Below are 20,383 nucleotides of genomic sequence, written 5' to 3'. Positions count from 1 at the left end.
ATGTCCCCGTCGGCCGCACACTGCGATCCGCACGCCGGTCGGCGTCGAGTCGGGTCCGGCGCTGACCACTCCCCCCGTCGGCGGCCTTGCGGTCGCCGTGGTGGTCAGCGCCGGCACCCGGTCGGCTTTGCTCAGTGCAGAGCCACACGCGGACCGGCGTCCGCGGGGTCCGGCGTCGGGTCGCGGCGCGGGACCACCGCGGCCGCCAGGACGGCGGCGACGGCGGCCGCCACCGCGGCGAACGTGAACGCGTCCGTGAAGCCGACCCCCGTCGTGCCGGCGATGCTCGCCGCGGCGATGCTCGAGACCACCGCCACCCCGAGCGACGCGCCGAACTCGTGGAACGTGCTCAGGATTCCGGAGGTCACCCCGGCCTCGTGCGGGTTCACCTGGGCCAGGGCCGTCGTCGAGGCCGCGACGAAGGTGGCGCCGACGCCCGCCGCCGCTACGGTGATGCCCGCGACCAGCGCGACCGCCCCGTCCCAGACGGCCGGCCCCGCCGCGCCCAGGCCGGCGATCACGAGGCCCGTGACCGCTACCGTGCGGGCGCCGCGGCGGCCGATGACCTGGCCGGCCGTGTGGGCGCCGGCGATCGTCGCGAGGGCCACCGGCAGGAACAGCAGGCCCGTGCGCAGGGCGCCGTAGCCCCGCAGGTGCTGCAGGTAGAACGAGCCCAGGAAGAACACCGCGATCATCAGTGCCGTGGCGACCAGGATCATGAACATGCCCGCGGCGACCGGGCGGCGCGCCAGGATCCGCGGGTTCATCAGCGGCTCGCGCAGGGCACGTTGCAGCAGCGCGAAAGCGGCGTAGAGGACCACCGCGGCGGCCAGCGCGACCAGCGTCGTCGCCGAGCCCCAGCCGTGGTCGCCCGCGTTGATCAGGCCGTAGATGGCCGCGCCGGTGCCGGCCGTGACCAGCAGCGCGCCCGGCACGTCGAGGCGGGCCCGGCCGCGTACGGGTGCGTCCGCGGGGAGTGCCCACACGAGCGCCGCGATGACGAGCACGCCGATCGGGACGTTCACGTAGAACACCCAGGGCCAGCCCGGGCCGGCCGTGAGCAGGCCGCCGAGCAGCACGCCCAGCGCCGCGCCGCCGCCCCCGAGGCCGGACCAGACGCCCAGCGCCTTGTTGAGCTCGGCGCCCTGGAACAGCTTCGTCACCATCGACAGGGCGGCCGGTGACAGCATCGCCGCGCCGACGCCCTGGGCGATCCGGCCGCCGATCAGCGCCTCGGCGGACCCCGCCAGGCCGGTCACCAGCGACGCGGCCGTGAACACCAGCAGCCCCGCCAGCACCAGCCGCCGCGCGCCGAACAGGTCGGCGGCCCGGCCGCCGAGCAGCATCAGCCCGCCGAACATCAGCGTGTAGGCGCTGACCACCCAGGTCAGCGTGCCCCGGCTCAGCCCCAGGTCGGCGCCCATGTGCGGCAGCGCGATGGCCACCACCGTGACGTCGAGGATGAGCATCAGCTGGGCCACTCCCAGCAGTCCCAGCGCGCGCCAGCGGCGCGGATCGGCAACGACCGACATGGTCTCCCCCAAGAACTTGAACATGATTGTTCGAGTTATTTCGGCTACGATAACTCGTACAGCGGTGTTCAACAAGAGGATGCGAATGCGAGCCGACGCCCAGCGCAACATCGACGCCATCGCGGCGGCCGCGGTCGCCTGCCTGAGCCGGGACCCCGAGGCCAGCGTCGGCGAGATCGCCAAGGCGGCCGGCGTCGGGCGGGTCACGCTCTACGGTCACTTCCCGTCCCGCGCCGAGCTCGTCGACGCGGCGCTCGCCCGGGCCATCGCGGACGGGCACGCGATCCTCGACGCGGTCGACCTCGACGGCGACCCCCGCAAGGCGCTGTCCCGGTTGGTCGACGCGAGCTGGGAGCTGGTCAACCGGTTCCGGTCACTGCTGCTCGCCGCCCAGCACACGCTGCCCCCGGGCCGGATCCAGGAACTGCACGAGGGCCCGGCCGACCGGATGCGCAAGCTGCTCGAGCGCGGCCGGGACGACGGCGTGTTCCGCACGGACCTGCCGACCTCGTGGCTGATCAGCACGATGCAGAACGTCATGCACGGCGCCGCCGACGAGATCAACGCCGGCCGGCTGGAGGCCACGGACGCGGCCCGCTACATCTCCAGCACGGTGCTCGCCGCCCTGACGCCGCCGGGCAAGCGCGTCCCCTAGACCGGGCGCAGCCGGAGCAGGTCGGGCGTCAGCTCGACGATCTCGTAGCCGGTCGGCGCGCCCGACGCGCGGGCGTCGCGCGGATAGGTCACCGCGATCCGGTCGCGGGCGGGCGTGCTCCACCGGCCGGTCACCGCCACCGGCGCGTCGGTCGGGCCGGGACGCAGGTACGCGAAGATGCCGTCGGTGCGGAACTCGATGCCGTCGCGGCCCCGGGCCGGCGGCAGGGGACGGTCGGCGGGCCGGAAGACGCGTACCCCCGCCGCGTCCTCCTCCCGCACGTGCACCCACCGCCGGAACAGCGCCGCGGGCGGCGTGGTCACGACGTGGCCGCCGCCGCGAGCAGGCCCGACCGCGGCCCGCGCAGCGCGGCCGCCATCCGCTCCGCCTGGCCCTTGGTGAACATAACCATGGCGGCGTCGTCGGTGTAGTCCATGTAGTTGACGAACATGTCGCCGTGCGGCGCGTTGCCGCAGGACACCTTCGGGTACGTCGGCCGCCCGTAGTTGGGGCCGCCCTGGTTGGGCGTGTCCGCGACGAAGTCGTCGCCGCCGCAGCCGTCGCCGTCGTCGCCCCAGATGTGCCGCAGGTTGAGCCAGTGGCCGACCTCGTGCGTCGACGTGCGACCCAGGTCGAACGGTGCCGCCGCGGTGCCGGTCGAGCCGAACGCGGTGTAGGTGACCACGACGCCGTCGGTCCCGGGCGGGCCGCCCGGGAACTGGGCATAGCCCAGCAGGCCGCCGCCGAGCTGGCAGACCCAGAGGTTGAGGTGGCTGTCCGGGGCCACCGGGTCGGCGCCGCCGGTGGCAGCCGACTTGACGCGGTCGTCGGTGTCGAACGCGGCCACGTCGGTGCGGGTGCGGGTCACGTCGACGAGCGCGAACTCGACGTCGGCGTCGGCCGCGACCGCCGCCCACACCGGCGGCAGGATCGCGACGTCCTCGTTGCGCTTGCGGAAGTCGCGGTTGAGCGTCTCGATCTGCGAGGCGACCTGCTCGTCGCCGACGTTCTGCTCGGGGCGCGACCAGACCAGGTGGACGACCGTCGGGATGGTCACGAGGCCGAGCGGCGGTGGCTGCTCGCGGGACGCGTCGAACGTGAAGGTCTCGATCTCCTCGCGGGCCCGGGCGTAGCCGGGGTCGCTGTCCAGCAGCCGGCGGTGCACCGGCATCGTGCCGCACCAGTCGCGCACCGCACCCGGCGCGAGCCGCCCTGTGAATGCCATCGCATCATTCTTCCGGCGGGAGCAGGGCCGGCACTAGCGGATCTTGGACTGTTCGCGACACCTCCGGATGGCCGGACGGCGCGATCCGGATGGCCGAGAAGGTGATCTACTAGAGACAACCGGCTCGCATCCTGGCATCCTGCCTGCCATGACGCTTCTGCTGCGCCCCGTCGCGCTCACCGACCGAGGTCTGGTCCGGCGGGCGAACCAGGACGCGGTCTTCGCGGGCGTCCATCTGCTCGCGGTCGCCGACGGGATGGGCGGGATGGCCGCCGGCGACCTCGCGAGCGCCATCACCATCGACGCGGTCGCCCGGGCCGACGCCCCCCATCCGGAGGACGGCCTGGTCGACGCGATGCGCGAGGTGATCGAGGCGGCGGGCGACCGGATCCGGGCCGCGGTCGCGGAGGACCCGACCCGCGACGGCATGGGCACCACGCTGACCGCGCTGCTGTTCGCGCCGGGCAACTCCGCCGTGCTGCTCGCCCACGTCGGCGACTCCCGGGCGTACCTGCTCCGCGACGGTGTCACCCAGCAGATGACGAAGGACGACACGTTCGTGCAGATGCTGGTCGACGAGGGCGTGATCACCCCGGACGAGGCGCACGTGCACCCGCGCCGGGCGGTGGTCACGCAGGCGCTGCAGGGCGACCCGGTGTCGCCCGCCTTCACGGTGCTGCGACCGGAGGCCGGCGACCGCTGGCTGATCTGCAGTGACGGGCTGTCCAATGTGGTACGCGACGACACGATCGCCGAGGTGCTGCGGACCAACCCGGAGCCGCAGGCGTGCGCGGTGCGCCTGGTGGACCTGGCGCGCCGGGCCGGCGGACCCGACAACATCACCGTCATCGTCGCGGACCTGGTGGCCGGGTGACGCGCCGGATCGTCGCCGTGCTCGCCGCGCTGGCGGTGGGTGCGGTCCTGCTGCGGAGCCTCGGCGAGGTGCTGTTCTACGGCCTCGAGGGTTTCCCGGTCGAGGCCGACGCAAAGGGCGTGATCCGGATCCTGTCGGCCACCGGTGCCGTGCTCGCGCTGCTCGTCGGTGCGGTGGTGGGCGCCCGCGTCCCCGGCCCGGCCCGCGGCTGGCCGCTGGTCGCCGCCGGTCTGGTCGTGGCCGGCCTGCTCAGCACGTACGCACCGCTCGACGCGGACTCCGCCTTCAACGAGCTGCACCCGCTGGTCCGGCCGATCGCCGCGCTGGCCGGTGGTGTCGCGATCGGCGCGGCCGCCGTCGCGGTGCTGCCGGGAGTGGCGGGCGAGGGCGATCCCTGGCCGGTCGCCGCCCTCGCCGCGGGCATCATCGCCGGCATTCCGGCCACCGTGTTCCTGCCCGCGTTCCCCGACCCGCGCTATCACCTGGGCTGGGCCGACGTGGCGGCGGTGGTGCTGGCCGTCGCCGCCGCGCTGGTCGCGCCGGCGTCCACGGCCGGCCCCGCGAGGCCCGCTGTCCGCACCTTCACCCTGGTGGCGCTCGTCGGCGTCCTGGTCTCCGCGGGCTTCCACATGGAGTACGTCGGCCGGTCCACCGTGGACGCGCCGGCCGCGGTGGTCGTGCTGGTGCTCCTCCTCACGATCGCCGTCTGGGTGCTGCTGACCGGCGCCCTGGCCCGCTGGAGCGACCGCGCGGCGGGCCCGGACGCGGCCCGGTTCGGGTTGACCGTCGCGGGCGCCGGCGGCGTCCTGTTCACGGCCAGCGGCCGGAACTTGGGCATCGCCTGGGGCGGGTTCTGGCTCCCGCTGCTGGCCGTCGCGGCCGCCGTGGCCGGCGCCCTGCTCACCCGCCGCCGGCCCGCGGTGCCGTGGGACGCCTACGGCGTAGCCGCCGCCGCGGCGGTCGCGACGGTGGTGGTGACGACGTCGGTCGAGCACGTCGGCTACGTCGCGGTCGGTGCGCCGGTCAGCGCGTTCGCCCTCGGCGCGGCCCTGGCCCGCACCAGCACCGCCGGTGCGCTCTGTGGCCTGCTCGCCGCGGCGGTGACGCTCCCGGTGCTCGTCGGCACGGTGACCCAGCTGAACCGGCTCGTGGCCGACGACGACAGCGGCGACCCGATCCTGCTCTACGCCCCGATCTGGCTGTCGGCACTGTTCACCGCGGCGCTGCTGGCCCGCCGCCGCCGCACCACCCCGGCGCCCCTAGCGGTCGGCTGACGCGTACTCCCGCAGCAGCTCCTGTTCCCGCTCCTTCTTCGGGAAGGCGAAGAACACCAGCAGCAGGCCGAGCACGATCGCCAGGATGCCGGCGAGGTACGTCCAGCGGTCACCGTCGAGGAAGGCCTGGCGCGCACCGGCGATGATCTGGTCCGCGTACTGCGGATAGCGCTGTGCCGTGTCCACCGCGCTGGCGAACGAGTTCTCCAGCTCGGTCTTGGTCTGTGCGATCGCCTGCTGGTCGGCGGGCGGTGCGCCGGCCAGCTCACGGGCGAACGCCGAGGAGTAGCCGGCGGTGAGCAGCGCGCCGAACACCGACTGGAGCACCGCGCCGCCGAGGTCGCGCTGCAGGTCGGCCGTGCCGGACGCCATGCCCGCCCGGCGCACCGGCACGGAGCTGGTCAGCGAGTGCGACGCGGGCGTGCCGGCCAGGCCCACCCCGATGCCGATCAGCCCGTACGCGAGCGCGACCCGCCAGAACGCGATGTCCTCCTTCCACAGCAGCAGCATCGCGACGAAGCCGAGCAGGCAGAACACGTAGCCGAGCAGCAGGGTCAGCCGGGAGCCGCGGCGCCGGACCAGGGCGGCCGAGCGCGGCGCGACGAGCACCATCAGCGCGGCGGCGGGCAGGATCGACAGGCCGGCCTTGAGCGTCGAGTAGCCGAGCACGTTCTGCAGGAACTGCTGGCCGACGAACATCGCGCCCATCAGCGAGCCGAACACGATGATCCCGGCGCAGGCCGCCACCCAGAAGGTGCGGCGGGCCGCGATCCGCAGGTCGTAGAGCGGGTTCGCGGCCCGCCGCTGGCGGAACACGAACAGCGCCGCCGCGGCCACCGCGATGACGGCAAGGATGATCGCCCGGCGACCACCGCCGGGCTCGGCCGCGTCGTTGATGGCCAGCACGAGCGCGGCGACGAGCAGGATCGACAGCGCGCCGCCGAGGTTGTCGACCCGGCCGCCACCCTCGTTGACGTGCGCCGGCACGAGCAGCACGGCCAGCACGAGCGCGACCGCGGCCAGCGGCAGGGTGACCAGGAAGACGGCGCCCCACCAGAAGCCTTCGAGCACGGCGCCGGCGATGGTCGGGCCGAGGGCGGCGATCGCACCGCCGACGCCCGACCAGAGCGCGATCGCCTTGGTCCGCGCCGGACCCGACCAGAGGGCGGTGATCAGCGCGAGCGTGGTGGGATAGGCCATCCCGGCCGACACTCCACCGAGGATCCGGGCGGCGATCAGCACGATGTCCGAGGGTGACCAGGCCGCCAGGATGCTGATCGGGATCGCGAGCGCGACGCCGATCGTCAGCATCATCTTGCGACCGTGCCGGTCGCCGAGCGCGCCGAGGTAGAGCACCGAGGCGGCCAGGCCGAGCGAGTAGCCGATGGCGATCAGGTCGAGCCGGGTCTGGGACGAGTCGAACGCGCGGCCGATGTCCGGCAGGGCGACGTTCGCGACGGACAGGTTGAGGTTGGCGACCGCGGCCACCAGGATCAACGCGGTCAACACGAGGCCCGCCCGAGCCGGCGCGGACGGTGCGGACGTCACCGCCGCCATACTAATTGGGACATACCTCCCATAGGGTCGATTCGCCCGTATTGCACCCTGGCCCGGCGTAGGTTGGAGAGAGAGCCACCATCCCCGTGTTTGGCAAGGAGGCTCGTCATGTTCGTCCAGATCATCCAAGGTCACGTGCGTGACGCCGGCCAGTTGAAAGCGGCCCTGGACCAGTGGGTACGCGATCTCTCGCCCGACGCCGAAGGCTGGCTCAGCTCCACCGGCGGGGTCACGGACCGGGGCGAGTTCATCGGCCTGGCCTGCTTCACCGACCGGGTGTCGGCGCTCCAGAACAGCGACCGCCCGTCGCAGGACAAGTGGTGGCAGCGCACCTCGCAGCTCTTCGACGGCGAGGTCACGTTCCACGACGCCGACAACGCGGTCACCGACAACCCGGGCGACCCGCTCAAGGCCGGGTTCGTCCAGATCATGCAGGGCAAGGGCACCGACCACGACCGCGCGGTCGAGCTGTTGCTGGAGTGCACGCCGGAGTGGGCCGCGTTCCGCCCCGACATCCTCGGCACGACGGCCTGCGCCTACGGCGACGGTGAGTTCACCGTGGCGGTCTACTTCACCAACGAGCAGGAGGCGCGGGCCGGTGAGCGCAAGCAGCCGCCGCCGGACCTGGCAGCGCAGATGGCCGAGCTACAGGAGATCATGATCGGCCCGCCCACGTACTTCGACCTGCACCAGCCGTGGATCCGGACGCCATGAACGGCAACGGGCACGTCAGCGGCAACGGACACCACCCGGGTCGCGCGCAGCGCGCGCAGGAGGGCCGAGCGGTCCGCGCCGAGGTCCCGGTGAGCGCGCACGCGGCGACCGGGTTCGAGAGCGACCGCGACCCGATCGGGCTCCTGATGGGGCAGGCCGAGTCGCGCGTGCCGGAGCTCGTGCCGGTCCGGCACGCCCGGATGGCGGTGTCGCCGTTCACCTACTTCCGCGGCGCGGCGCTGCCGATGGCGGCGGACCTGGCGCGGGCGCCACGCTCGGGGCTCGACGTGCAGCTCTGCGGCGACGCGCACCTGTCGAACTTCGGCGCGTTCGCGTCGCCGGAGCGGCGGCTGGTGTTCGACTGCAACGACTTCGACGAGACGCTGCCGGGCCCGTTCGAGTGGGACGTGAAGCGGCTGGCGGCCAGCCTCGTGATCGCGGCGCGGGACAACGGCTTCAAGCGCAAGCAGCGCAAGGACATCGTCCGGGCCGGGGTCGAGGCGTACCGGAACAACATCCGGGCCTTCGGGGAGCAGGGCCGGCTGGCCGTCTGGTACGCGCACCTCGACGTCTCGGAGGCGCTCAACCGGTTCCGCGACCAGATCCGGCCGAAGGCCTACAGCGAGACGACGACGGTGCTGGCCAAGGCGCGCGGCAAGGACAGCATGCAGGCGCTGGAGAAGCTGACCACGGTGGTCGACGGGCGCCGCCAGATCATCAGCGAGCCGCCCACGATCGTGCCGATCGAGGACGTCTTCAACGATCTCGAGGCCGACGTCATCTACCAGCTCATCGGCAACGTGATCGAGACCTACCAGCGCAGCCTGCCGACCGACCGGCGGCACCTCCTGCACCAGTTCGAGCTGGTCCAGGTGGCCCGCAAGGTGGTCGGCGTGGGCAGCGTCGGCACGCGCGCGTGGATCGTGCTGCTCGAGACCGCTGACGGCGAGCCGCTGTTCCTGCAGGCCAAGGAGGCGCAGAAGTCGGTGCTGGCGCGGTACGCGGGTGCCAGCCGCTACCGCAACCAGGGCGAGCGGGTGGTCGCCGGCCAGCACCTCATGCAGGCGCTGAGCGACATCTTCCTGGGCTGGACCCGGGTCAACGCACCGGACGGCGCGACCCGGGACTTCTACGTGCGCCAGCTGCGCGACTGGAAGTTCTCGGCGCCGATCGAGCGGATGCGCCCGGAGGGCCTCGCCCTGTACGCCCGGATGTGCGGCTGGACCCTGGCCCGGGCCCACGCGCGGTCGGGCGACCCGGTCGCGATCGGCGCGTACCTGGGCGGCTCGGACCGCTTCGAGAAGGCCATCACGGCGTACGCCGAGGACTACGCCGACCAGAACGAACAGGACTATGCGGCGTTCTGTGCGCACGTGAAGGACCAGCTGGTCGGGGTGAGCCCGTAGCCAGCGGCACCAGTCCACAGAGGATGACCACCGAGGCGAACGGCAGCAGGTCGAGGTTCACCGCGATCAGCACGAAGCCGAAGAGCATGAGCAACGGGCTCCAGACCGGCAGCCACCGGGCGGCGACGAGCTGACCGAGCAGGGTGAGCATGCCGAGCTGGAACAGCACCGGCAGGCCGACCATCGCCAGGTCGGGCAGCCCGGTGGGGATCGCCGGGAACAGGTCGGTGAGCGTCACCCAGAGAAAGCCCGCGGCACCGACCAGGGCGGCGACCAGTGCCCCGTCGCGCAGCCCGCGCTGCCACCGCGCGGCCACCGGCACGACCTTGTGCAGCCGCACGGCGAGCACGACGAAGAGCACGAACGCGAGGAAGAACGCGGTGTGCCCGATGTCCCAGGCGGGCCCGTTGCCGCGGTCGCCGTCGCGTCCGTCGACGTACCGCATGATTCCGTAGAAGAGCATCAGCAACGGCGCCGCGAGCGCGGCGAACCGGGTCGTGAATGTCATGGTCCGAGCCTTCCAACCCGGTGATCACGACTCCATCAGGAGTCACCCCGGCGTTACCCGGTGGACACCCGCAGCTGCCCGGGCGGTGACCCCGTAGGGGTGTCGGGGCGAGCGCTGGTCGGCATTCCCAAGGTCAGCCCAGCCAGTCGAGGAGCTTCGCGCCCTGCTCCTTGATCGTGAGGACGGAGAAGACGCCGAACAGGAGGACGCCCCAGATCAGGGCGATCACGCGGATGCCGCGTGGGCGTACCCGCTCCGGCAGGAACTTCTTGTTGATCAGCAGGAGCAGGCCCGAGTAGAGGAACATCATCAGGCCGCCGACGCAGGCCGAGATGACCAGCAGGACCAGCGGCTGGTCGAAGCCGCCCAGCAGGACCACGATGCCGATCAGGACCAGGCCCCAGACCAGCGCGAAGTAGATCCGGCTCTCGGACACCCGGCGCAGGTAGGAGACCTTGAGCACGTCGGCCGCCAGCCGGCTGGTGTAGTCGACGATGCCCAGCGCGGCCGCGAACAGCGACACCGCGCCGATGGCCCAGAACAGGACGCCGAACCACTCGCCGACCAGCTCCTTGAGCCGCTGCCCCTCCACCTCGAGGAAGCTGACGCTGTTGGCCAGGCCGGGCACGCCGAACACGGTCGAGTAGGACAGCAGCGACATCAGCGTGATCGTCACGAAGGTGATCAGCACGAACGTGTAGAGCTGCTCCTTGTTGGCCAGCTTCCACCACTGGCGCCAGCGGCCCATGTTGGCCTCGTTGTCGTCGAACACGAAGCCGGCCGAGTCGGGCGCGGCCTCCTCCTTGCCGGTGAGCGGGCTGACCAGGCGCGGCACGTACGCGCCCATGCCGAAGCCCTTGTCCCGGATCCAGTTGCTCTGGACGAGGTTCTGTCCGCCGCCCGCGCCCGCGAAGACCAGGGCCGAGAGCATCAGGGCGAAGCCCAGCTCGGTCGGGAACTCGGGCCGGACGACGTCGTGGCCGAGCGCGGACCACGCGTCGGTGGTCACCGCGAAGATCAGTGCGACCACGATGAAGAGGAGGACGAGCCCGACCTTGAGGAACTCGACCCGCTCCAGGACCGTGTAGATCACCGGGGCCAGGGTGAGCGTGACGCCGATCAGCCCGAGCATGCCGATGGCGATCCAGCGGGGCTCGCCGCCGAAGATGTAGGTCACCATCGTGGCCGAGCTGGTCGCCCAGCCGGGCCAGAGGTTGGCGAAGTAGGTCAGGATCGCGAACACCAGGCCCCAGTGCCGCCAGGTGCGCGAGAAGCCGGTCAGCGCCGTCTCGCCGGTCGCGAGCGTGTAGCGCTCGATCTCCATGTTGAGGAACCACTGGGTGACCAGGCCGACCACGGCCGCCCAGAGGAAGACCAGACCGACCTGCGAGGCGATGTACGGGAACAGGATGAACTCGCCGGAGGCCAGTCCGACACCGGCGGCGATCACTCCGGGCCCGATGATCCGCCAATGTGATCGTGGGGCGTCCGGCAGGTCACGGACCTTCACCTCGTGTACGTGTCGGCTGCGGAAGCGTTCGGCGGCGGTCTGCGTCATGGCGGCCTCCCGGGGCAGGGTGGCGCCCCTCCTTCCCCATATTCATCGCGATCAAACCCGTACAGTCCGAACTGTCCTTTATGTTACGAATAGCAGAGACCAACTCACCTTGGGGAGGCTCAGGTGCGCAGACGATCACTGTGGAGCGTCGTGGCCCTGTCGGCAGCCGCGCTGGTGGGCTGGTACGCCGTCAACAGCGTCGGCGCCGGCGCGGCCACCGATCCGGCGGCCGAGCGGGCCGCTCCCGAAGAGGCGCCGATCGTGCCCGGCAAGATGCCGCCGCTGGGTGTGAAACTGCCGGCCTCGGAGGCGTCCGGGCTGATCGCGAGCCGGACCTACCCCGGGATGTACTACTGGCTGCGGGACGGCGGGTCGAGCAAACCCGGCAAACCGCGGGACGCGATCTGGGGCATGCGGCTCACCGCGGGCGGGATGCCGTCAGCGGTGCACGGCAGCACGATGTTCACCAGCTACCCGGTGGTGGGCGCGAAGAACCAGGACTGGGAGGACCTGACCGTCGACGACGCCGGTGCGATGTGGATCGGCCAGCTCGGTGCCAACAACTGCAAGGACCAGCAGCGGCTGTTGCGGGTCGCCGAGCCGGACCCGGGCGGGTCGGGGCCGCTGGAGGTGGTCGCGTCGTACGAGCTGCGGTTCCCGGACAACTCGAAGCCGGGCTGCCGCACGTACAACTCGGAAGCGATGCTCTGGCTCGACGGCCACTTCTACGTGTTCGCGAAGACCAGCGGCACGCCGGTGTACCGGGTGGACCTGCCGTCCGGCACGTCGGGCGAGGCGCGGCTGACCCGCGTCGGGCGGTTCGGGCGGGACGTCGACAACATCTCGTCGGCGAGCATCTCCGACGACCGGACCCGGATGATGGTGCAGGACCACGAGCGACTGTGGGTCTTCACGACGGACGCCGGCAGGCGCGGTGACGACTTCGTCGCGGACGCCCTGAGCCGGCGCGCGTCGGGCACGGCCCGCTTCGAGGCGTCGGGCGGCGCGTCGGTGGAGGGCGGCACGTTCGTCCGGAACAGCCACGACATCGCGTTCGTGGCGGAGGACGAGAACATCTACTACGCCCGACCCCAGACCTACGGCGAACCGCCCTGGACCCCACCCGCGACAGCGCCGCCGCAGCCGACCTTCCCGCCGACCCCGTCGTGGCCGCCCGCGCCTACCCTGCCGCCGGTCCCGACGGCCCCACCGACCTGGTACGACCCGTGGTTCGACACCTTGCCCACACTCCCGACGGAACCGGGCGACTGACGGCATCCACGCGGGCCGCGGGGTTGTTCTGACCCGCGGCCCGCCGCGAACCTGGCAGCGCAGCGAAGCGGAGCGGTCTCTCGCGGGAGGAACGGTCCGCACCACCGCGGACCCGAGCAGGAATCTAGCTCTTGATCAGCCCAGGGTCTCGTGGACGAAGCACCACTTCCAGTTCTCACCCGGCTGGAAGCTCTTGATCACCGGGTGGCTGGTGTCCTTGAAGTGGGCCGTGGCGTGGCGGGCCGGGGACGAGTCGCAGCAGCCCACGTGGCCGCAGGATTCGCAGAGGCGTAGGTGGACCCAGTCGTGGCGACCCTCGGCCAGGCAGTCCTGGCAGCCCTCCGTCGTCTGCGGCTCCGGCGAGTCCGCCAGGGTGATGTCCTCGCAGGTCATTCGTTCCCCCATCAGTCGTCTTCGCGGCGTTGGAGCAGGGATTCCTCCAGGTCGAGGTCGCGGTAGGCGCGGGTGAGCACCTCTTCCGGGATGCGACCCTCGTCACGCGCCGTCCGGAAGACCTCGCGTTCGGCGTCGATCATCTCCTGCCGGAGTCGACCGTACGCCGCCGAGGGGGTCTCCCGCCCGTCCCCGCCGAGGCGTTCCCACGCCGTGTTCGTGCGGTCCACCACCTGTTGGCGCAGCCGCTTGACCACCGACTCGGGTGCGCCCTCCAGCGAGTCCTCCAGGCGCGCCTTGGCCGCCCGGGCCGCCGCCTGCTGCACCGCCGCCTCGGCGAGGAAGTCCTTAGAAGGGTCGTCCGGTGGCAGGCCGACGGCCCGCGCGAACACCGGCAGGGTCAGGCCGAAGACCATCAGTGTGAAGACGATCACGGCGAACGCGATGAAGATGAACACGTCGCGCGGATAGATGGCCTCGTTCTCGCCCGTGCCGACCGACGGCAGGGCCAGGGCCGCGGCCAGTGTCACCACGCCGCGCATGCCGGCCCAGCCGATGATCGCCGGGTGGCGCCAGCTGAAGGTCGTCTCCCGGCTGCGGATCCGGGCCGAGAGCCGGGGCAGGAACGCGCCCGGGACCACCCAGACGTAGCGGGTGACGATCAGCGTCGCGATCACCGCGCCGGTCGCCGCGAAGACGGTGCCCCAGGGAGTGCTGATGTCGTCGATGACGCTGCGCAACTGGAGGCCGACCAGCAGGAAGACCAGGCCCTCGAGGAGGAACCTGATCAGCCGCCAGAACGCGTCCATCTGCAGGCGGGAGCCGGCGGCCATCAGCGTCGGCATCCGGTGGCCCAGGGCCAGGCCCGTGACGACCACCGCGACGACGCCCGAGGCGCCGATCTCCTCGGACGGGATGACCACCGCGAACGGGATCAGCAGGGACAGCGCGTTGTCGAGCAGGGGGTCCTTGATCTTCTTGTGCAGGTACCCGAAGATCACCGCGCCCGCGATGCCGATCGCGATGCCGCCGCCGGCCGAGACCAAGACCTGCTCGGTGACCTCGCCGAAGCCGACCGCGCCGCCGCCGACCGCCGCCGCCGTGGCCACCCGGAGCAGCACCAGCGCGCTGGCGTCGTTGATCAGGCTCTCGCCCTCGAGGATCGTCACGATCCGTCTGGGCAGGCCGATCCGGCGGGCGATCGCCGTCGCCGACACCGCGTCGGGCGGCGCGACCACCGCGCCCAGCGCTACGCAGACCGCGAACGGCGCCTGCGGCAGGATCAGGTGCACCACGAAGCCCACCGCCAGCGCGGTGAACACGACCAGGCCGATGCCGAGCAGCAGGATCGGCCGCAGGTTGAACCGGAAGGCCGGCACCGAGGTCTGCAGGGCGGCCACGTAGAGCAGCGGCGGCAGGATGCCGATCAGCACCAGTTCCGGCTCGAGGTGGAACTCCGGGAAGCCCGGCAGGAACGACAGACCGAGACCGATGATCATCAGCAGGATCGGCGACAGAACCCCGATCTTGCGGGCGAGCGCCGCGCCGAAGACGGCGACCGCCAGCAGGATGACGATCTCGGTCAGCTGGTGCATGCGCGAATGCTATGTGGGCGCGGCCCCCTCCGACCAACCGGTGCGTTCAGGCCAGCTGGGGCAGCACCTTCGCGCCGAACGCGTCGATGAACGCGGCCTGCTCCTGGCCGACGTGGTGCAGGTAGACGCGGTCGAAACCGAGCTCGGCGTACGAGCGGAGCCGGGCCGCGTGCCAGCCGAGATCGGCCGAGATGTCGACGGTCGCCGCCACGCGCTCCATCGGCACCGACTCCGAGACGGCGTCGAAATGGTCGGTCAGCTCCAGGTCCCAGCAGACCGGCGGCGGGAAGACGTTGGACCGCCACTGCCCGTAGGCCAGCGCCTCGGCCTCGTCAGCGCTGCCGGCCCAGCTCAGGTGCGCCTGCAGGCAGACCGGCCCGCGCCCGCCGGCGTCCCGGTAGGCCGCGATCATCGCGCGCAGGTGCTCGTGCGGCGCGTTGACCGTGATCAGGCCGTCGGCCCACTCGGCGCACCACTTCGCGGTCTCGACGCTGACCGCGGCACCGACCAGCGCCGGCGGCTCGGCCGGCCGGGTCCAGAGCCGGGCCCGGTCGACGGTGACCAGGCCGTCGTGGCTGACCTCCTCGCCGGCCAGCAGCGCCCGGATGACGTCGACGCACTCGCGCAGGCGGGCGGCCCGCAGCTCCTTGCGCGGCCAGCCGCCGCCGGTGATGTGCTCGTTGCTGGCCTCGCCGGTGCCGAGCGCGGCCCAGAACCGCCCCGGGTACATGGCACCGAGCGTCCCGATCGCCTGCGCGATGATCGCCGGGTGGTAGCGCTGCCCCGGCGCGTTGACCACCCCGAACGACAGGTCGGTGGCCTGCAGCGCGGCGCCGAGCCAGGACCAGGCGAACCCGGACTGGCCTTGGCGCTCGCTCCACGGCGAGAAGTGGTCGGAGCTCATCGCGGCGCCGAAGCCGGCCTCCTCGGCCGCTACCGCGGCGTCCAGGAGGGCGCGGGGGTGGACCTGCTCGTGGGAGGCGTGCCAGCCGTAGACCGTCATGCGGTCGGTAACTACCCGCCGGCGCCACCGGCTACACAACCCCGCATACCCACGCACGCTTTGCTCTGCAGCCATATACGCATCACTTCCGGGCCGACCCTGATGCGTATATGGCTGCAGAGCAAAGGCCCGACGGAGGTTCAGACCGCCGCCGGTGTCGGCTCGGTGGTTGCTGCTTCCGGCGCCGGGTCGGCGATGCGGATGCGGGCGACCACCCAGGCCGCGAAGACCAGCGCCGCACCGGCCACGCCGAACGCGAACGGCACGCCCCGGGACGTGGCGAGCGCGCCGACGGTGACCGCGCCGAGCGCGCCCGCGGCCTGCAGGGCCAGCGACTCGACCGAGACCACCGTGGCCCGCTCCGCCGGCGCGACCCGGCTGTGCAGCAGCGCCGCCTGTGGCGCCGCGGTCACCCCGAGACCGACGAAGAGCAGCAGGTAGGCGGCCGCCACCACCGGCACGCCGGACGACGGCCCGTCCAGGGCCGGGCCCGCGAGGCCGACGCCGAGCAGTGCGACCGCGCCGAGGGCGATGCCCGCGACGCCGGCCCGGACCGCCGAGCCGAGGCGGCGTTGCACCCACGGGCCGAGCAGGCTGCCGACCGCGCTCGCGGCGAACCCGGCCGCCGCGACCACCGCGTAGGTGGACGCGCCCCGCTCCGGGTCGCCGACCAGGTCGGCCAGCCAGCCGGGCGTGAGCAGCTCGATCGCGGCCAGCGCGACGCCGACGCCCGCGCCGGCCAGCAGGATCCGGGCCAGCACGCCGTCGCGGACGCCGAGGCGCAGCCCGGTCGCGATCGTCGCGGGGACGCCGCGCAGCACCGCGCGCAGGGACGTGCGGGGGCGCGGCGGCTCGGGCATGCCGAACACGGTCACCGCCAGGCGGACCAGCTCGATCGCGGCGGCGATCGCCACCGGCACCGCGAGCGCCGGCAGCGGGCCGACCGCGCCGAGCGCGAGCGGCAGCGCCCCGCCGGCCAGCGTGCCGATGCCGAGCGCGACCGACGACGCCGCCTCGCCGCGGGCCAGGCCGCGGGTCAGCGACGCGTCGGGACCCTCGACCGCGTGCATGGTGTCGACGAACCAGGCCTGGTCGGGGCCGCTCGACAGGGCCCGCGCCATGCCGCGCAGCACGGCCGACGCCGCGAACAGCCAGAACGAGTCGGCGACGGCGAGCAGCGCCAGCCCGGCGAAGCTGGCCACGGCCGACGCGGCCAGCACGGTGCGCCGCCCGATCACGTCGGCGAGCCCGCCGGTCGGCAGCTCCAGCGCCGCCGTGGTGAGCGAGAAGACCAGCACGACCGTGCCGATCGCGGCGACGCCGAGCCCGCGCTCGTGCATCAGCAGGACCTTGGTCGCCACGTAGAGGCCGGTCGGCAGCCAGAACAGGAAGACCAGCAGCGCGTAGCGCCGTTCGGCGCGCCGGCCGGTCACGACTCGTCCGCCACGTCGGCCCAACCGGCCGGGTCGATCCGCGGGAAGCCGCCGAAGTGCAGCAGCACGGTGCGGGCGGCCGGGTCGTCGGCGTCCGCGGCGGCGAACTCCTCGATCAGCGCCTCGATGCGTCGCTCCAGCTCGCCCAGGGAGGTCGGCGTGAGCCGGGCCCGCACGTCGCCCATCCCGGACACGGCGACCCACTCGGGCGGCAGGTCGGTCTGCGCCGCCTCGTAGGCCGAGACCGCGCGCTCGAGCGCCGCCAGCTGGTGGCGCCGCATGACCGACAGCGCGGCCCGCCCCTCGCCGGTGGCCGCCAGCGCGGCCTCGTCCCAGGTCGTCGTCGGCTGGCTCGCCTGCCAGCGCCGCTCGCGCCCGTCGCGCTGCTCGGCCTCCTCGACGAAGCCGAACCGCGCCAGCTTGCGCAGGTGGTAGCTCGTGGTGCCGGTGTCGGTGTCGAACCGGCGGGCCAGCTCGGTCGCGGTGGCCGGCCCGTCGGCCCGCAGCGCGCCCAGCATCCGCACCCGCAGCGGGTGCGTGACCGCCTTCAGCTCATCGACCTCGGTGATGATGCGATCCGCCATGCGACGGACCGTACCAACTCCAGAGATAATTTTGCAAACAGAATTCTGCAGTTATTCGGCGACCCAGACCGCCTTCGCGTTGCAGAACTCGCGGATGCCCAGGTCGGACAGCTCGCGGCCGTAGCCGGAGTCGCGCACGCCACCGAACGGCAGCTCCGGATGCGAGGTGACCATGCCGTTGACGAACACCTGACCGGCGTCCAGCTCGTCGACGAACCGCTCCCGCTCCCCCGGGTCGGTCGTCCACGCGTTCGCGCCGAGGCCGTACTCGGTGCCGTTGGCGAGCTCGAGCGCCTCGTCCAGCGACTCGATCCGGTAGAGGCCGGCGACGGGGCCGAACACCTCCTCGCGGTACATCCGCATGTCGTGGGTGAGGTCGGTGACGACCGTCGGCGGATAGAACCAGCCCGGCCGGTCCGGCGCGCGACCGCCGGTGAGCACGGTCCCGCCCTTGGCGACCGCGTCGCTGACCTGCTCGGCCACGTCGTCGCGGCCCTGCTCGGTGGCGAGGGGACCGATGTCGACGCCGTGGTCGAGCGGGTCGCCGACGACGAGCCCGGCCATCTGGTCCGTGAACGCCCGGGCGAACGCGTCGTAGACGTCGCCGTGCACGATGAACCGCTTCGCCGCGATGCAGGACTGGCCGTTGTTCTGGCAGCGGGCGCGCACGGCCGTCGACACGGCGCGGTCCAGGTCGGCCGAGGGCATCACCACGTACGGGTCGCTGCCACCCAGCTCCAGCACCGTCTTCTTCAGCGCCCGGCCGGCGATCGCGGCGACCGACCGACCCGCGGCGGCGCTGCCGGTCAGCGTCGCCGCGCGTACCCGGTGATCGAGCAGGATGTCCTCGATGGCGTCCGAGCCGACCAGCAGGGCCTGGAACGCGCCGGTCGGGAAGCCGGCCCGGTCGAAGAGCTCGTCCAGGTAGAGCGCGGTCTGCGGCACGTTGGAGGCGTGCTTGAGCAGCCCCGGGTTGCCGGCCATCAGCGCGGGCGCGGCGAACCGCATGACCTGCCAGAGCGGGAAGTTCCACGGCATGATCGCGAGCACGGGACCGAGCGGTTCGAACCGGGTGTACGCGCGGCTCGCGCGGACCGCCCGGGCGTCAGCGGGCACGTCGGCCAGGAACCGCTCGGCGTGCGCCGCGTAGTAGCGGCACGCCGACGCGCACTTGGCCACCTCGGCCTTGGCCTCCTCGATCCGCTTGCCCATCTCCAGCGTGACCAGCCGGGCCACCTCGCCGATCTCGCCCTCCAGCAGCAGGGCCGCCTCGCGCATCCAGGCGGCCCGCTGGTCGAACGTGGTCGCGCGGAGCACCGCGGCCGCCTCCGCGGCATTGGCGAGGATCTCCTCGATCTGCTTCTCGCCCATGGGCTCGAAGGTCTTGAGCATCTCGCCGGTCGCGGGGTTGGTCGTGGCGATGGCCATGGCGTCTCCTTGCGATCATTCGAAGAGCGAGTGGTGCACGCCGGGTTCGGCTCGGCGGCGGGCCCGGCGGCGGTGCTGGATGATCGCCAGGTCGACGATCGCGGTCAGCACGACGATGCCGCAGAGCACCGAGAGCACCAGCAGGTCCGCCGCGGCGGCCAGCCAGGTGAGCACGGCGAACACGACGAGGCCGAAGAGGGCCAGGACCAGACGCAGGTTCAGCGCGGAGTACGGGTGCCCCACCGTGCCCCGGGCACCGCGCGGCTGCCCACCGGCCTGGCGGTAGGGACGGTTTCCGGTCATACGGGACGACTACCCCGCCCCGGACCCCACTAACCCGGCGGCGGCGCGAACCGGAAGACGTGGCCACCGTGATCGTCGCTGACCAGCAGCGAACCGTCGGCGAGCAGGGCCGAGTCGACCGGCCGGGCCCAGGGTTCGCCGTCGTCGAGGAAGCCGGTGACTAGGTCGCGCTGGCCGCCCGGGCGCCCGTCGACCCAGGGAAAGTTGATCACCTTGTAGCCGGTGCGCTCGCTGCGGTTCCAGGAGCCGTGCAGCGGGATCACCGCACCGAGGTCCTTCGCGAAGGTCAGGCCGAGCGGCGCGGAGTGGGCCTGGATGCCGACGTCGACGGGGGTCGCCGCCTCGCAGTCGGCCGCGGAGCCGTCCCGGTTGAGCTCGTGGTCGCGCAGGTAGGGCATGTTGCGCATGCCGCCGGCCGGGTCGGGGTTGCAGAACGGCCAGCCGTAGAAGCCGTCCTGCTTGATCTTGACGAACAGCTCCGGCGGGTTGTCGTCGACGTACGCGGTGTCCTTGCGCCCGGTGTTCGGGTCGATGATGTTGTCCCGGTTGTTGACCACGACCCAGAGGTCGTGCGTGCCGGGCGCGATCGCGAGGCCCTCGGCGTTGCGCAGACCCTTGGCGACCAGCGCCTTCCCGGCGTTGCGGCCGTCGGTGTCCCAGCGGTGGACCGCGCCGCGGACCGGGTCCGACGTCGTGTCGGAGGCGCAGGCGTTGCAGGTGGAGGCGATCGAGACGTAGAGGGTGTCGCCGTCGAGGGCGATGTTCTTCAGCACGTGGCCGTACCGGCCGCCCAGCTCCGGCAGGCTGTCGTCGGGCAGGCCGTCGACCACGACCTCGGCCGTGCCGGCCCGTGCGGCGCCCGCGGTGTAGGCGTAGCGGACCACCTGGTCCACGGCGGCGACGTAGATCCACTGTCGTCCGCCGACGGTGGCCAGCACGAGGTCGTGCGGGCGGTCGAGCCCGGAGAGGAAGGTGGCCGGCTCGCCGCCGCCGGGCGGGATCCGGTCGACGCCGTTGGCGCTCGGCCGGGAGACCAGCACGGCGCCGTCAGGGAGCACGAGCAGGAAGC

Annotated in this window: 20 protein-coding genes; 6 read left to right on the top strand and 14 right to left on the bottom strand. The window is 72.5% G+C overall.

Translation table 11 applies throughout. The features are described from left to right. Positions 1–131: 131 nt before the first annotated feature. Complete coding sequence (locus AB0H87_RS10085) at positions 132–1,556, bottom strand: MFS transporter (protein WP_360142326.1); 1,425 nt, start codon at positions 1,554–1,556, stop codon at positions 132–134. Positions 1,557–1,617: 61 nt separating this feature from the next. Between AB0H87_RS10085 and AB0H87_RS10080 the strand changes: the two genes are divergently transcribed. After that, positions 1,618–2,187 carry a TetR/AcrR family transcriptional regulator gene (locus AB0H87_RS10080; RefSeq protein ID WP_360142324.1) on the top strand — a complete coding sequence of 190 codons (570 nt, stop codon included), beginning with the start codon at positions 1,618–1,620 and terminating at the stop codon, positions 2,185–2,187. Here AB0H87_RS10080 and AB0H87_RS10075 read toward each other — a convergent pair. Then, on the bottom strand, positions 2,184–2,510 hold the full coding sequence (locus tag AB0H87_RS10075; protein WP_360142322.1) for a hypothetical protein: 327 nt from the start codon (positions 2,508–2,510) through the stop codon (positions 2,184–2,186). The genes AB0H87_RS10080 and AB0H87_RS10075 overlap by 4 nt on opposite strands. Further along, a complete protein-coding gene (locus AB0H87_RS10070; RefSeq protein WP_360142320.1) occupies positions 2,507–3,412 on the bottom strand; it encodes a zinc metalloprotease in 906 nt (301 codons plus the stop codon). Before AB0H87_RS10070 ends, AB0H87_RS10075 begins: the two co-directional genes overlap by 4 nt. Positions 3,413–3,560: 148 nt before the next feature. Between AB0H87_RS10070 and AB0H87_RS10065 the strand changes: the two genes are divergently transcribed. Then, positions 3,561–4,286: a protein phosphatase 2C domain-containing protein gene (locus AB0H87_RS10065; RefSeq protein WP_360142318.1), complete on the top strand. Its 726-nt coding sequence runs from the start codon at positions 3,561–3,563 to the stop codon at positions 4,284–4,286. Further along, positions 4,283–5,560, top strand: coding sequence for a hypothetical protein (locus AB0H87_RS10060; RefSeq protein ID WP_360142316.1), 1,278 nt, complete (start codon positions 4,283–4,285; stop codon positions 5,558–5,560). The genes AB0H87_RS10065 and AB0H87_RS10060 overlap by 4 nt, the downstream gene beginning before the upstream one ends. Here AB0H87_RS10060 and AB0H87_RS10055 read toward each other — a convergent pair. Then, positions 5,546–7,108, bottom strand: a complete 1,563-nt coding sequence (locus AB0H87_RS10055) for an MFS transporter (protein WP_360142314.1) — start codon at positions 7,106–7,108, stop codon at positions 5,546–5,548. The genes AB0H87_RS10060 and AB0H87_RS10055 overlap by 15 nt on opposite strands. 117 nt (positions 7,109–7,225) lie before the next feature. Between AB0H87_RS10055 and AB0H87_RS10050 the strand changes: the two genes are divergently transcribed. Both AB0H87_RS10050 and AB0H87_RS10045 read left to right on the top strand, forming a co-directional pair. Continuing rightward, positions 7,226–7,831 carry a hypothetical protein gene (locus AB0H87_RS10050; protein WP_360142312.1) on the top strand — a complete coding sequence of 202 codons (606 nt, stop codon included), beginning with the start codon at positions 7,226–7,228 and terminating at the stop codon, positions 7,829–7,831. Continuing rightward, positions 7,828–9,237 carry a DUF2252 domain-containing protein gene (locus tag AB0H87_RS10045; RefSeq protein WP_360142310.1) on the top strand — a complete coding sequence of 470 codons (1,410 nt, stop codon included), beginning with the start codon at positions 7,828–7,830 and terminating at the stop codon, positions 9,235–9,237. The genes AB0H87_RS10050 and AB0H87_RS10045 overlap by 4 nt, the downstream gene beginning before the upstream one ends. On the opposite strand, the gene AB0H87_RS10040 is transcribed toward AB0H87_RS10045, so the two are convergent. Beyond that, complete coding sequence (locus AB0H87_RS10040) at positions 9,140–9,745, bottom strand: hypothetical protein (protein WP_360142308.1); 606 nt, start codon at positions 9,743–9,745, stop codon at positions 9,140–9,142. The genes AB0H87_RS10045 and AB0H87_RS10040 overlap by 98 nt on opposite strands. Before the next feature lie 133 nt (positions 9,746–9,878). Then, positions 9,879–11,303 (bottom strand): Nramp family divalent metal transporter, encoded by a 1,425-nt coding sequence (locus AB0H87_RS10035; protein ID WP_360142306.1) that lies wholly within the window; start codon positions 11,301–11,303, stop codon positions 9,879–9,881. Between the two features lie 123 nt (positions 11,304–11,426). On the opposite strand from AB0H87_RS10035, the gene AB0H87_RS10030 reads away from it, so the two are divergent. Next, the gene (locus tag AB0H87_RS10030) at positions 11,427–12,575 is read left to right on the top strand and encodes a hypothetical protein (protein ID WP_360142304.1); all 1,149 of its coding nucleotides are present in this window, start codon (positions 11,427–11,429) and stop codon (positions 12,573–12,575) included. 135 nt (positions 12,576–12,710) lie between these two features. Here the strand turns inward: AB0H87_RS10030 and AB0H87_RS10025 are convergent, their stop codons facing one another. The 8 genes from AB0H87_RS10025 to AB0H87_RS09990 form a co-directional block, all read right to left on the bottom strand. Beyond that, positions 12,711–12,968, bottom strand: a complete 258-nt coding sequence (locus AB0H87_RS10025; protein WP_360142344.1) for a UBP-type zinc finger domain-containing protein — start codon at positions 12,966–12,968, stop codon at positions 12,711–12,713. An 11-nt stretch (positions 12,969–12,979) separates the two neighbouring features. Further along, positions 12,980–14,563: a Na+/H+ antiporter gene (locus AB0H87_RS10020; protein ID WP_360142302.1), complete on the bottom strand. Its 1,584-nt coding sequence runs from the start codon at positions 14,561–14,563 to the stop codon at positions 12,980–12,982. Positions 14,564–14,609: 46 nt separating this feature from the next. Next, on the bottom strand, positions 14,610–15,566 hold the full coding sequence (locus AB0H87_RS10015) for a TIGR03885 family FMN-dependent LLM class oxidoreductase (RefSeq protein ID WP_360142300.1): 957 nt from the start codon (positions 15,564–15,566) through the stop codon (positions 14,610–14,612). A gap of 140 nt (positions 15,567–15,706) precedes the next feature. Beyond that, positions 15,707–16,999 (bottom strand): MFS transporter, encoded by a 1,293-nt coding sequence (locus tag AB0H87_RS10010; protein ID WP_360142298.1) that lies wholly within the window; start codon positions 16,997–16,999, stop codon positions 15,707–15,709. Next, positions 16,996–17,583 carry a winged helix-turn-helix domain-containing protein gene (locus AB0H87_RS10005; RefSeq protein WP_360142296.1) on the bottom strand — a complete coding sequence of 196 codons (588 nt, stop codon included), beginning with the start codon at positions 17,581–17,583 and terminating at the stop codon, positions 16,996–16,998. The genes AB0H87_RS10010 and AB0H87_RS10005 overlap by 4 nt, the downstream gene beginning before the upstream one ends. 51 nt (positions 17,584–17,634) lie before the next feature. Further along, entirely contained in the window at positions 17,635–19,011 is a 1,377-nt protein-coding gene (locus AB0H87_RS10000; protein ID WP_360142294.1) for an NADP-dependent succinic semialdehyde dehydrogenase, read from the bottom strand. Between the two features lie 15 nt (positions 19,012–19,026). Beyond that, positions 19,027–19,314: a DUF6343 family protein gene (locus AB0H87_RS09995; protein WP_360142292.1), complete on the bottom strand. Its 288-nt coding sequence runs from the start codon at positions 19,312–19,314 to the stop codon at positions 19,027–19,029. A gap of 29 nt (positions 19,315–19,343) precedes the next feature. After that, positions 19,344–20,383 (bottom strand): gluconolaconase (locus AB0H87_RS09990; RefSeq protein ID WP_360142290.1); only part of this gene is annotated, 1,040 nt, incomplete at its 5' end.

The sequence above is a fragment of the Asanoa sp. NPDC050611 genome (assembly GCF_040654855.1).
Lineage (GTDB): Bacteria > Actinomycetota > Actinomycetes > Mycobacteriales > Micromonosporaceae > Asanoa.
Note: the sequence above shows the minus strand (reverse complement) of the source record. Positions and strands in the feature narration are given on the sequence as shown.